Raw genomic sequence first — 12,076 nt, 5'->3', positions numbered from 1 at the left:
TTTCATGACGATTGACGTGATTCGAGGGTGTTCGCCTGGCCGTGGCCCCGCGCTCGCAGGCCGACGGTCACCCAGAGCAGCGCCCCGGCAAGACTGGCGAATGCCAGCCACTGGATGGCCTGGCGAAGGTCACCGGCGAAGGCGGCCACAAAGGCCACCACCAGCGGGCTGACGAACTGGCCGAAGTACAAGAACGAGGTGAAGCCGCCCAAGCCGCGACCACGGGTGCGAGCGGTCAAGGCATTCATCACCGGCGCCATGACGTTAGGCACCAGCAACCCGGAACCCAGGCCCTGGATGAGCGCGGCCACCAGCACCGCGTTGTAGCTTTGCGCACGCATCAGCAGCCACAGCCCGACCCCCATCAGCCCCAGCAACAAGGCGTTGCAACCGGCGATGCCAAAGCGACGGCGCAACAGCGGCCACGCCAACGACCCTCCCAAGGTCGCCAGCAGGCTCAGCCCCGCCGCCATGCCGATCATCGTGCTCGAGGTAATGCCCAGGCCAACCAACAAGGTTGGCGCCTGGATGGCCATGACGAAGGCCAACACCATGCCGCCCAGAATCATCAAATAGCCGACCACCAGTTGCAGCACCGCGACCTTGGCCGGCCCCGATTCATCGACCTGCTGCTCGACCGCCCGCCGCTTCGCCACGGGTGGTTCCCACAGCACCTTCATCATCACCGGCACCAACAACAGAGGCAGCAAGTACAGCAGGAACGGCGAACGCCACGAATGCTCGCCGAGCGATCCGCCCACCACGAAGAACAACGCGCCCACCAGGCCGATGGTCACCACCTGGCGGTTGACGTAGCGCAAGCGCTCCTCGCCGTGCCAGTAGTCGGCGATCAGGGTTGCGCAACAGGTCATCACCGCCGCCTCGGTACAACCGAACAACAGCCGCACCCCCACAATCGCGGGCAAGCTATCGAGCATGGCCGGCAGCGCGCCGAGCACGGCGTAGAGCAAGGTAGCAATCACCAGCAAAGCCTTGCGCCCGACCCGGTCGGCCAACCAGCCGGCCAAGGGCGCGCAGAGGGCAATCGCCAGGGCCGGGCCGGTGATCGCCAACGGCACCAGCAGATCGGCTCGAGGCTCCAGGGGACCGAATTCAGCGCCCAACCGGGGCAGGATGGGCGCGACCATCACAGAGCCCATGATGGTCAGGCTGCTGCCGAGCATCAGCACCAGCCCTTCGCCTCGACCGGCCTGGCGCGATGGAGCGCCAGCCGTTGAAACCGAACTTGATTGGTTCATGACGAGCCCCTTAGAAGCTTTGAGAGATACGCAACGCTGCGGTGTAGCCTTCGGCGCGGTTGCGCGCATCGAGCTCCTTGTAGACATGCAGCCACACCGGTGGAATGCCGGGCTTGAAGTAGCTCACCGCCGGCCCGATGGCCAACACCCGAGCGCGATTACCCGCTTCCAGGCCCGGCGCATCGTCGTCGGTGAATTGCCGGTAGTAATAACCGCCCACGCCCAAGGTCCATGGCCCGACGTGCTGGCCCACAGCGAATTCATGACGGTACTCGACGCCGTTCTTGTAGTCGGTGGCGTGGTTGCGGGTGTTGATGTCGGCCTCAAAGCTTGAAGACACCTCAAAGCCGCTGTCGGAGATGTACGTGGCGTTGAGGATCGGCGAGAAAGTCCAGTGGTTGAGACCCGGTGAGATCAAGCGATTCTTGTCGTAATCGCCCGTAGGGGCCTGGACCTGGAACTGGGCATTGACGAACAGGTTCGGCGAAAGCGTCCACTGCAGGATCACCGGCAGCACCTGCATGTCAGCCATGCGAAACGGATCGGCTTCAAGGTCCAGCGGGCCGACGGGCGTCTGCACCTGCAGCGAAGCGTCCATCTGGAAGAACGGTACGACGGCGCCGAAGCCATACTTGGCGCCCAGCACGGTGTAATCGGTCATGCGCATGTAGGCGACGCCGATGGATAAAACATCCAGGGAAAAATTGTTATCCACGGACTTGCCGTGGCGGTCCTTCTGCACGTTGGCCGAATAGAACGCGGTGCGCAGGCCGACGGTGCCAAAGGGCGTGGCCGGCGGCATCATGCCTGCGCCGAAATCATAAACCCCGACCGCCGTGGTCGGCGCGCCGTTTTCGGTGCCATGGGCAGCGGTACAGGCGCCGATCAGCCCCAGGGTCAACCACGTACAGCGCCAGGCGTTTGCTTTTTTATTTTGATTCATCGAATGCCCCTCCGACCATGTGGTGTTGGGGTCATCCTAGGGAGCCGGCCGGTCAGCCGTTATCCGTTTTCAGCACAGATGCGTGCGACGCAAGGTTTGTGACGGGCTTTCGCCGAACAGGATCCGGTAATCACTGGAAAACCGGCTTAAATGCCAGAATCCCCAACGCGCGGCCACCTCTTGTACACCCAGCGTCTGATCGCCATTGCGCAGCTCACGGCGCACCGCATTGAGGCGCAACGCCCGCAGATAAGCCACCGGGTTGATGCCCAGCGTCTCCTGGAAGCAGTACTGCAATTTCCGCCGGCTGGCGCCGATGTGGTTGCACAGGTCGAGGATCGACAGCGGTTCATCGACATGGGCCAGGGCGTATTCCCGGGCCCGGTCGACCATGCGTTTGCGCGCCGTGGGGTTGAGCGGTGGCGCCTCGTCCGGCGCCACCAATTCCAGCACATGCAGCATCACCGTGTCGCGCAGGCCCCGGCGAATCGACTCGTACCCCAGCAACGACTCGCGCCCCTGCTCGCCCCCGTCAAGCTCATCGAGCAGCGCGGCGAGCTCGGCGGGCAACGTCGAGGCGCCGAGGCGGTAACACTTGGGAAGATCGGTAATTCGAAAACGACTGCCCTGTCGCTCCAACACATGCGCCAATGCCTGCTCTTCAATCGCGACACCGAGCAAGTCCAGATGCTGGGGCGTGCGCAACTCGGGCAGGTTATGACCACGGGCGACCAACAGGCTGGGTTCGATAATCGGATGCCCGGAGCAAAAGACCGGCCCGTCGGCACTCAACGGCACGCTGAAAGTAATGGCGCCCTCCCAGGCGACGCCCCGCTTGGTCAGGGCCTGATTAGAGCGATCGCGCACCAATTGCATCCAGTCGCAGCGCAATTCGATCAGTTCGCCTTCGAAGCGTCCCGGCGTCAACTGGTCGTAGCTCACCTGCCAACCACCCATGTTCCGGGCGTGCTCGTCGATGTCCGCGGTGAGGAACCGATTGATCGGCAGTGTTGGCAACACGTCTGCCGAGACCGGTGGCTGCGTCATGGTGTGGTTGTTCATTGACCCGACCTTCGATGATTCCAGGGCTTATGAATCAAAGGTCAGGCAAGTTCCATTCCGCCTCACGGACAGGCCATGCAATTGTGCCGAAAACGGATAATCGACCAAGGCTCAACTGCCTGCGTCGGCGTGCGCCTCCTCGAAAAAGTAATCCTTCCAGCTGTCGGCCTTGTTCTTCAGTATGCCCAACTCATGCAGCTTCTCGGCGTAGACAGAGGTGCGTTGCGGCACGACGGTGAAATCGATTTCGGGGTCGGTCACGATTTTCTCCAGCAGCGACAGCGGCAACTTGGACTGCTCTACCCGGATGTAGGTCTGGGCAGCGGCTGGCTTGTCGGCCTTGATGATGCCTTGGGCCTCCACCAGGGCGTCGTAGAACGCCTTGTAGGTCTTGGGGTTTTCGTCGTGGAATTTTTCCGTGGTGTAGAGCACGTTGAACGTCGCCGGCCCGCCCAGCACGTCATAGGAGCTGAGCACCTTATGCACATTGGGACTCTGCAGCGCCTGGTACTGGAACGGCGGGCTGGAGAAGTGCGAATTGATCTCCGACTGACCCGCGATCAACGCCGCCGTCGCATCCGGGTGCGGGAGGCTGACGGAGATGTCGTCGAATTTCTTGAAGTGATCGTTCCCGAACACCTTGGCCGTTTCGATCTGCAAGGTGCGCGACTGGAACCCGACGCCCGCCGCCGGTACGGCAATCCGGTCCTTGTCGGAGAAGTCCTTGAGGCCCTTCACATTTGGATTATTGGTCAGCAGATAATTGGGCATCGATCCCAGTGATGCGATGGCCTTGACGTTCTGCTTGCCCCGGGTCCGATCCCAAATCGTCAGCATCGGCGGAACGCCTGCCGACACCACATCCAGGGCGCCGGTCAACAAAGCCTCGTTCATCGCGGTTGCGCCGGAAATACTGTTCCAGTCCACCTGGATATCCAGGCCCTGGGCCTTGCCATGCTTTTCGATCAGTCGCTGGTCACGGACAACATCGAGGATCAAGTAACCGATCCCGAATTGCTGGGCAATGCTGATCTTGCCCTCCGCCTGGGCCGTAGGGCCGAGCAATGCCGTTGCCGCCAGGGAAACAAACCACACAGTGAGCGCAGAACGCTTGAAAGCCATAGCCATGGAACCTCACAGTAAAGGAAGAAACTGAGAGACATGACTTTAAAGCTATAAAAAAATTAATTTAAATACCGGTAAAGCATATCAATAGCACTTAAATTTCAGTGCCTGGGCCGCTCACCCTCTCATATCGCAGACCCATGACATGACCATGAACGAATTCACCCGTGACATCGGCATTACCGCCGAATCGATTACCCAACCGCGCACGCTGGTGTTCCTGGCCTACCCGCAAATGGGCCTGCTGGACCTGACCGGTGCCCAGACAGTCTTCTGGGCGGCCACCAAAGCCATGGCCGAACGCAGCCTGCCCGGCTACCGGGTGCACACCGCAAGCCTGGACGGCGGGCTGATGCAGACCGCCGAGGGCCTGGTCGTGGATACCGTAGCCCTGCGCCAACTAGACGGGACCGTCATCGACACGCTGATCGTTCCCGGTGCGCCCGACATACGCCAGGCGATGATCGATTGTGTCGACCTGGTGGAGTGGCTGCGAAAGGCCTCGGCCAAGGCCAGGCGCACGGCATCGGTGTGCAGCGGTACCTTCCTCATGGCCCAGGCCGGCTTGCTGGATGGCCGCCGGGCTGCCACTCACTGGGCCATGTGCGACCTGCTCCGGAGCGGTTTCCCGTTGGTTGAAGTCGACCTCGACGCGATCTTCATCCAGCAGGGCAGCGTGTGGACCTCGGCCGGGGTCAGCGCCGGCATCGACATGGCCCTGGCGCTGGTCGAGGCCGATTGCGGTCGCGACGTCGCCCTGCAGGTGGCCCGTGAATTGGTGGTGTTTCTCAAGCGCCCCGGCGGGCAGGCGCAATTCAGCCAACTGTTGCAATTGCAGACGCAGGACAGCGCCGGGTTTGACGATTTGCATGTCTGGATCAGTGAACACCTGGACGATGACAACCTGAGCATCGAACGACTGGCCCGCCAGGCCCGGATGAGCCCACGCAACTTTACCCGGGTCTACAAACGCCAGACCGGACGGACCCCGGCCAAAGCGGTCGAACTGTTCCGCCTCGAAGCCGCGCGACGGTTGCTGGAAGACTCCCAGCGCAACATTGACCAGATTGCCCGCTCCTGCGGTTTCGGCGACGAGGAACGCATGCGTCACACCTTCCAGCGCCATCTTTCGATTTCACCCCGGGAGTATCGCAATCGGTTTTCCCGCTGAACGTGGGTCACGCCACCTTCCTGGGTTCCATCTGCAACTCGGTCTGCTCGGCGACGAAGGCACCGCAACGGGCGCGCAACCAGCGCTCCCCCGGGTCATTGTGCGAAGCCCCGCGCCAGACCATGGACAGTTCGTGCTCGGGCAAGCGGATCGGCGCCGGTTCGGCACGCAGACCTGTCGCCACCGCCATCGCCCGAGCGACATAATCCGGCACGATGGCAATCATGTCGCTCTGGGCCAGCAACACCGGCAAGGCGCTGAACTGCGGCACCGTCAATACCACCCGGCGCTGGCGGCCCATCAGGCCTAACGCGCGGTCCGAATCATCGATGACGTTGCCCATTGACGACACCACCGCATGGGGCCGCCGGCAGAATTCGTCCAGGGTCAACTCGCCGGGCTGCGAATCGGCCCGCAACAGCATCGGCCGGATCGGACGCAGCGTCTTGCGCCGGGCATTGGCCGGCAGCTCCAGGGTCGGGCTGATCCCCAGGGAGATCTCGCCGCTGGCCAATAGCTGGGGCATCTGCCATTGATCGGCCCGGCGCACCACCAAGGTAGTGCCCGGCGCCTCGACCCGCAGGCGTCGCAACAGGTCCGGCAGCAACGCGTATTCAACGTCGTCGCAAAGCCCGACATGAAAGGTCGCCTCGCTGGTGCTCGGGTCGAACGCCTGGCAGCGACTCAAGGCTGCGGCAATGCCGTCCAGCGCCGGAGAGAGATTGGAGAAAATTTCCTGCGCCCGGGAGGTCGGCTCCATCAGCCGGCCGGCACGAATAAACAGCGGATCATCGAACATCAGCCGCAGGCGCGCCAGGGCGCTGCTGATCGTAGGCTGGCCGAGAAACAGCTTCTCGCTGACGCGAGTGACATTGCGCTCGTGCATCATGGTTTCGAAGACAACCAGCAGATTGATGTCAGCACGACGCAGGTCATTTCTGTTCATCATAGTGTCGCCCCAGGCACCAGGCCATTGAGTCAGGAATGGACAAGATCATCGCCTGAGCCTTTCACCAAGGCATCGCAGCGACGAGATGTTGAAAGATTATTCCCGGGCCGGGTTTGTGTCTGTCGTACGTGGGGACACTGGGCTCACCCTTTGGGCAGACTCACTGATACTTCGGTATGCAGGCCTACCTGCGTACTGGCGACATTTCGAGGCTTGGCGTGATTTCAGGGTTTTATGTCCTACCTGATGCAAAGGGGCGCTTTTAAGATACGAAACCGATGCTCTGTGTCCCCGGCGGTCCAGAACAAGACCGAGCAAAAATAGAAGGTCTACCCCCGTGCCCCTACCCTCGACGATGTTCAAAAGCGTCTATGACAGCCTTCGGTACGACCCCTACCAGAGAGCGTCCCGACCATCGATGGGCATCAGCACTCACCCGCTGGTGAACGCCCTGGGTTGGGCGGTCGGGCTGGTGGTGGCCTGCGGGATTTTCATCATCAACTCCGAAACCCATTCCGACCTCGCTCCTACCCTGCTGTACATCACCTTGCTGTTGATGGCGGCCAATCTGTTCTCGATCAACCTGGTGATCACCGTCGCGCTGATGTGTATGTTTTTGCTCACGGGGATGTTCCTGTACAACGGCGGCTATCACCGCTGGGAATCGACCACTGGCTTCTTCCGCTGCCTGACAGCGCTGTCGGCCATCGCCTTCCTGGCGTTGCGCAGCAAGCAGGCTGCCGACAGCCTGCGGCATAACGAGGCCTACCTGATCGGTGCCCAGCGCCTGAGCCAGACTGGCAGCGTAGGCTTTCGCGGTGATCGGCAAGACCTGTCCTGGTCGGAGGAATCGGCACGGATCTTCGAGTACCCGCCAAGCAAGGCACCGACGGTTTCAATGATGCTGGAACGCACGCACCCCGAAGACCTTGAGTTGGCGCGGGGGGTTTTCGAGCAGGCTGCCCGCCGCGAACCGCAGATCGAGGTCAAGCTGCGCCTGCTGATGCCTGACGGACGCATCAAGCATATCCACATGATCGCCAGCCCCCTGCTCAGCCAACACGGCCGTTATCAGTACCTCGGCGCGCTCATGGACATCACCGCCAGCAAGCAGGCCGAGGAGGCGTTGTTCCGCGCCCAGACCCAACTGGCCCATGTCACGCGCCTGACGTCGCTGGGGGAAATGGCCGCCTCCATTGCCCACGAAGTCAACCAGCCGCTGACGGCTATCACCAGCAGCGGCGAAGCCTGTCGCCGATGGCTCCAGCGCCCGGAGCCCGACCTCAAGGAGGCCCTTGATTCCCTCGACCGGATCGTCGCCAACGGATGCCGCGCCAGCGAGGTCATCAGCCGCATCCGGGCGCTGTCACGCAAGTGTGATCCGTTGCGCCAACCCGAGCGGCTGGACGATATCGTCAGCGAGACCCTGAGCCTGGTCCACCAGCAACTGGCCCATCACAAAGTCAGGGCGCAGGTGGATCTGGCGGCGACCGATGTCCAGGTCAGCGCAGACCGGGTGCAACTGCAGCAGGTGATCATCAACCTGATCATCAATGCCTGCCACGCCATGGACGGGGTCAAGGTGCGCGAGCGAACCCTGCACATACGCACCTGGCTGGAAAACAACGAGGCGGTGCTGGAGGTGACTGACCACGGAACCGGCATTGCTCCCGAGATCCTGCCCTCGTTGTTCAATGCGTTTTTCACCACCAAGGAAAACGGCCTGGGCATGGGCCTTTCCATCTGTCGGTCCATCATCGACTTTCACGACGGCAGGATCTGGGCAACCAGCGAGGCTGGCCAAGGTACCTCGTTCAGGTTCGCGCTGCCGCTGCTCACTTGCGCATAACTTGTTTGGGAAGCCCCGATGAATCCAAGCCACTTCACAAACCCAAGCCACTCCACAAACCCGGCCATCAGCGAGCCTGTCGTCTACATCGTTGACGATGATGCGCCGCTGCGCGAAGCCCTTGGCAGCCTGTTGCGCTCCATTGGCCTGCAGGTCGAATTGTTCGGCTCGGTTGCGCAATTCATGCAACACCCGCGCCCCGACGTCCTCAGCTGCCTGGTGCTGGACGTACGGCTAAAAGGGACCAGCGGCCTGGATTTCCAACAGGAACTGGCGCTGGCGAATGTTCATCTGCCGATCGTGTTCATGACCGGGTATGGCGACATTGCCATGACCGTGCGGGCGATGAAGGCGGGAGCGGTGGATTTCCTGACCAAGCCGTTTCGCGAGCAGGACCTGATCGACGCGGTGTCCGCCGCCCATCAGCGGGACCGTCTGCGTCGCGAGTCCGAACGCGGTCTGCATGAACTCCATGGCCGGTACGCCACCCTGACGCCGCGAGAACAACAGGTGATGGCCCTGGCCGTGTCGGGCCTGATGAACAAACAGATTGCCGGTGAAATCGGCCTGAGCGAAATCACGGTCAAGATTCATCGCGGCCAGGCCATGCGCAAAATGCGCGCGCGCTCGTTTGCCGATCTGGTCCGCATGGCCCAGGCGTTGGATAGCAGCGGCGCCAAGTAAACGGGTATACCCACGTATACTAGGCGCGCGGGTTGGGCAGCGTATCTTGCAGGGATGATAGGTGCTTTTATGGCTACCTGATATCAACCCCCCGAGAGTGAAATGTCCAACACGGCAATTATTTCAATTATTGAGGATGACGAGTCCGTTCGCGTCGCCCTGGACGGCCTGTTACGCGCCAACGGCTACCACGTCCGAACTTACGCCAGTGCCTTGGATTTCTTGTCTTCTACCGGGCCCGGACAAACGACCTGTTTGATATCGGATATCAAGATGCCCGGCATGAGCGGCATCCAGATGCACCACGAGTTATCCGCTCTGGGCATTGATATCCCGATCATTTTTATCAGCGGTTACCCAGGCGTTCCGCCCCGGTCCAGGACCGGTGCAACGGAACCGGTGGCGTTTTTCCCAAAACCCTTCAACTGCGCCGAATTGATTGCCTGTGTCGAATCGGTCCTCAAGCGCCTGGCTTGATTTAATACCTTCGTATAGCCCCTTCATACCCAGACATACCACCACTGACCTTATGTAGAAGTGTTGGATGGGGCACCGCCGAATACGCTTTCCTACAGCGAACCGAAGCTGAATGCGCTTGATGTTCAATCATTCAAGCCACGCACTTTTGGGTCATTCGCGACACGGTCACGCTGAAGCAGTTAAACCATTCAACGTATCGATTTTGTCTTCGGGAGCAAATCATGAAACAGCAAATTCTGGTTATTGGCGCAGGTTTCGGTGGAGTCTGGAGCGCCTTGAGCGCGGCCCGCCTGCTGGACCAGCATGATCGTAATGACGTGCAGATCACTGTCCTGGCCCCCCAGGCGCAGTTGCGGATCCGGCCGCGTTTCTATGAGCCGGACGTCCACACCATGATGGCTCCGCTGGATGACCTGTTCGATGCCGTGGGCGTGAAATTCGTCCAAGGCTCGGCGAGCAGTATCGACGTCGATAGCAAACGGGTCGGCTACGTGGACGTATACGGCACCCAGGGCACGCTGGGCTACGACCGGTTGGTACTGGCGGCGGGCAGCAAATTGTTTCGCCCCGACCTCAAAGGCATGATGGAGCATGCCTTCGACGTCGATGAGATCGAGCAGGCAGCGCGCCTCGAAGCCCACATCAAGTCTCTGAAAAACCTGCCGGACAGCCCGGCTCGTAACACCGTGGTGGTGGCCGGCGGTGGTTTCACCGGGATCGAAACCGCCACCGAAATGCCCGCCCGCCTGCGCGCCGTCCTCGGCGAAGACGCGGACATCCGGGTCATCGTGGTGGATCGCGGGGCGCAAATCGGCGCGGCGCTGGGCGACGGCATTCGTCCGTCCATTGTCGAAGCGTCCGAGCACCTGGGTGTGGAGTGGATTTGCAATGCCTCGGTCGAATCGGTGGACGCTGGCGGCGTCAGCCTATCCAACGGCCAGCGCATCGAGTCCAACACCGTGATCTGGACCGTGGGTTTCCGCGCCAGCCCGTTGACCCAACATGTACCCGGCACCCGTGATCCCCAGGGTCGCCTGCATGTCGACGGCCACTTGAAAGTGTTGGGCCAAAACGACATTTTCGCCGCCGGTGACGTGGCCTATGCCGCCACCGACACACTGGGCAACTACGCGGCGATGTCCTGCCAGCACGCCATCGCCCTGGGCCGCTACGCCGGCAACAACGTCGCGGCCGACCTGCTGGGCGTGGCGCCGACGCCCTACAGCCAGCCCAAGTACGTGACCTGCCTGGACCTCGGCGCCTGGGGTGCGGTGTATACCGAAGGTTGGGATCGCCAGCTCAAACTGGTCGGGCAGGAAGCCAAGGAACTCAAGACCCAGATCAACACCGTCTGGATCTACCCGCCCGCGGCTGATCGCGCCACCGCCCTGGCAGCAGCCGACCCGTTGATTCCGGTGGCCTGACCCTCGCTCCCTGTCCCGGCCAGTCCCTCCTTTCTGCGCCGGTTTTTCCCGGACGCCCGCCAACGATTTTTGGGCGGGCGTTTTTTGCGTGTGTCCAGCCCAAGCCAGTCTGAATATCGTCACTGCCCAGTAAAATCCGTATCAATGCCCATGCCCTGCCCCGTGTGCACGCGGTAAGGTAGGCAGAATCATCCGGATCGAGGTGCGCCGTGGCGTCCTATTCCCTGCGTCAGCTGAAGTACTTCGTCACCACCGTCGAATGTGGCAGCGTCGCTGAAGCGTCTCGCAAGCTGTACATCGCCCAGCCATCGATCGCCACGGCCATCAAGGGGCTGGAGGACAGTTTCGGTGTGCAGTTGCTCATTCGTCATCACGCCCAGGGCGTGTCGCTGACCCCAGGTGGCGCCCGTTTCTATCGCAAGGCCCAGGAGCTGTTGCGCATGGCCCGGGAGTTCGAGCAGAACGCGCTGGCCGATAACGACGTGGTCAGCGGACAGATCGACATCGGCTGTTTCGAAACCGTCGCCCCGCTCTACCTGCCCCGCCTGATCGCCGGTTTCCGCCAACGCTTCCCGGGCGTGGAAATCCGCGTGCAGGACGGCGAGCAACAGGAGCTGGTGCAAGGCTTGACCGGTGGACGGTTCGACCTGGCGATTTTCTACGAGCACGATCTGGACAGCACCATCGAGACCGAAGCGCTGACCGCACCGCAACGCCCCTACGCATTGTTGCCGGCGGGGCATCGCTTTGCCGGTCAGGCCCAAGTGTCGCTGCGTGACCTGGCGCTGGAGCCGATGATCCTGTTGGACGTGCAACCCAGCCGGACCTATTTCGTGAGTATCTTCGAAGAACTGGGCCTGACGCCGAACATCGTGTTCAGCTCGCCGTCCATCGAGATGGTGCGTGGCATGGTCGGCCAGGCGTTCGGCTTTGCCGTGCTGGTGACCCGGCCGCAGTCCACCTGCACCTACGATGGGCAGCAGGTGGTCTGCGTGAACATTGCCGAGGACGTGACGGGGTCGGCGTTGGTGGCCGGTTGGCTCAAGCGTGCGCACCTCACCAAACCGGCGCAGTTGTTTGTCGATTACTGCAAGGCGCAGTTCAGGCAGTGGCTGCCCTGAGCCAAGGGA

General features: G+C 61.7%; 11 protein-coding genes. 6 read left to right on the top strand and 5 right to left on the bottom strand.

The features are described 5' to 3' along the window. Positions 1 to 2: 2 nt before the first annotated feature. The 4 genes from LOY70_RS13400 to LOY70_RS13385 all read right to left on the bottom strand — a co-directional run bounded on the left by LOY70_RS13400 (position 3) and on the right by LOY70_RS13385 (position 4,392). On the bottom strand, positions 3 to 1,259 hold the full coding sequence (locus LOY70_RS13400) for an MFS transporter (protein WP_265037422.1): 1,257 nt from the start codon (positions 1,257 to 1,259) through the stop codon (positions 3 to 5). A 10-nt stretch (positions 1,260 to 1,269) separates the two neighbouring features. Further along, positions 1,270 to 2,202: a transporter gene (locus LOY70_RS13395; RefSeq protein WP_265037420.1), complete on the bottom strand. Its 933-nt coding sequence runs from the start codon at positions 2,200 to 2,202 to the stop codon at positions 1,270 to 1,272. Between the two features lie 69 nt (positions 2,203 to 2,271). Beyond that, positions 2,272 to 3,249 (bottom strand): helix-turn-helix domain-containing protein, encoded by a 978-nt coding sequence (locus LOY70_RS13390; RefSeq protein ID WP_413776647.1) that lies wholly within the window; start codon positions 3,247 to 3,249, stop codon positions 2,272 to 2,274. A 126-nt stretch (positions 3,250 to 3,375) separates the two neighbouring features. Then, the gene (locus tag LOY70_RS13385; protein ID WP_265037416.1) at positions 3,376 to 4,392 is read right to left on the bottom strand and encodes an ABC transporter substrate-binding protein; all 1,017 of its coding nucleotides are present in this window, start codon (positions 4,390 to 4,392) and stop codon (positions 3,376 to 3,378) included. Positions 4,393 to 4,540: 148 nt separating this feature from the next. Between LOY70_RS13385 and LOY70_RS13380 the strand changes: the two genes are divergently transcribed. Next, positions 4,541 to 5,560, top strand: coding sequence for a GlxA family transcriptional regulator (locus LOY70_RS13380; RefSeq protein ID WP_265037414.1), 1,020 nt, complete (start codon positions 4,541 to 4,543; stop codon positions 5,558 to 5,560). Positions 5,561 to 5,567: 7 nt separating this feature from the next. Here LOY70_RS13380 and LOY70_RS13375 read toward each other — a convergent pair whose 3' ends face one another. Next, complete coding sequence (locus LOY70_RS13375) at positions 5,568 to 6,509, bottom strand: LysR family transcriptional regulator (protein WP_320110203.1); 942 nt, start codon at positions 6,507 to 6,509, stop codon at positions 5,568 to 5,570. Positions 6,510 to 6,927: 418 nt separating this feature from the next. Here LOY70_RS13375 and LOY70_RS13370 point away from each other — a divergent pair, with 418 nt between their 5' ends. The 5 genes from LOY70_RS13370 to LOY70_RS13350 all read left to right on the top strand — a co-directional run bounded on the left by LOY70_RS13370 (position 6,928) and on the right by LOY70_RS13350 (position 12,067). Beyond that, entirely contained in the window at positions 6,928 to 8,358 is a 1,431-nt protein-coding gene (locus LOY70_RS13370; protein WP_265038040.1) for a sensor histidine kinase, read from the top strand. A gap of 18 nt (positions 8,359 to 8,376) precedes the next feature. Then, a complete protein-coding gene (locus LOY70_RS13365; protein WP_265037412.1) occupies positions 8,377 to 9,042 on the top strand; it encodes a response regulator transcription factor in 666 nt (221 codons plus the stop codon). 102 nt (positions 9,043 to 9,144) lie between these two features. Then, positions 9,145 to 9,519, top strand: a complete 375-nt coding sequence (locus LOY70_RS13360; RefSeq protein ID WP_265037410.1) for a response regulator transcription factor — start codon at positions 9,145 to 9,147, stop codon at positions 9,517 to 9,519. A gap of 224 nt (positions 9,520 to 9,743) precedes the next feature. Then, positions 9,744 to 10,946 carry an NAD(P)/FAD-dependent oxidoreductase gene (locus tag LOY70_RS13355; RefSeq protein ID WP_265037408.1) on the top strand — a complete coding sequence of 401 codons (1,203 nt, stop codon included), beginning with the start codon at positions 9,744 to 9,746 and terminating at the stop codon, positions 10,944 to 10,946. 209 nt (positions 10,947 to 11,155) lie between these two features. After that, positions 11,156 to 12,067 (top strand): LysR substrate-binding domain-containing protein, encoded by a 912-nt coding sequence (locus LOY70_RS13350; RefSeq protein WP_265037406.1) that lies wholly within the window; start codon positions 11,156 to 11,158, stop codon positions 12,065 to 12,067. The last annotated feature ends 9 nt before the right edge of the window (positions 12,068 to 12,076 follow it).

Source organism: Pseudomonas sp. B21-054 (genome assembly GCF_026016345.1).
GTDB lineage: Bacteria > Pseudomonadota > Gammaproteobacteria > Pseudomonadales > Pseudomonadaceae > Aquipseudomonas.
This window is presented reverse-complemented; position numbering and strand designations above follow the sequence as displayed.

What these genes read in the sequence shown, in the direction of transcription:
- LOY70_RS13400 (WP_265037422.1), bottom strand. Translation starts at nt 1,259, where the DNA reads ATGAACCAATCAAGTTCGGTTTCAACGGCTGGCGCTCCATCGCGCCAG.
- LOY70_RS13370 (WP_265038040.1), top strand. Translation starts at nt 6,928, where the DNA reads ATGGGCATCAGCACTCACCCGCTGGTGAACGCCCTGGGTTGGGCGGTC.
- LOY70_RS13380 (WP_265037414.1), top strand. Translation starts at nt 4,541, where the DNA reads ATGAACGAATTCACCCGTGACATCGGCATTACCGCCGAATCGATTACC.
- LOY70_RS13395 (WP_265037420.1), bottom strand. Translation starts at nt 2,202, where the DNA reads ATGAATCAAAATAAAAAAGCAAACGCCTGGCGCTGTACGTGGTTGACC.
- LOY70_RS13365 (WP_265037412.1), top strand. Translation starts at nt 8,377, where the DNA reads ATGAATCCAAGCCACTTCACAAACCCAAGCCACTCCACAAACCCGGCC.
- LOY70_RS13390 (WP_413776647.1), bottom strand. Translation starts at nt 3,249, where the DNA reads ATGACGCAGCCACCGGTCTCGGCAGACGTGTTGCCAACACTGCCGATC.
- LOY70_RS13360 (WP_265037410.1), top strand. Translation starts at nt 9,145, where the DNA reads ATGTCCAACACGGCAATTATTTCAATTATTGAGGATGACGAGTCCGTT.
- LOY70_RS13385 (WP_265037416.1), bottom strand. Translation starts at nt 4,392, where the DNA reads ATGGCTATGGCTTTCAAGCGTTCTGCGCTCACTGTGTGGTTTGTTTCC.
- LOY70_RS13375 (WP_320110203.1), bottom strand. Translation starts at nt 6,509, where the DNA reads ATGATGAACAGAAATGACCTGCGTCGTGCTGACATCAATCTGCTGGTT.
- LOY70_RS13355 (WP_265037408.1), top strand. Translation starts at nt 9,744, where the DNA reads ATGAAACAGCAAATTCTGGTTATTGGCGCAGGTTTCGGTGGAGTCTGG.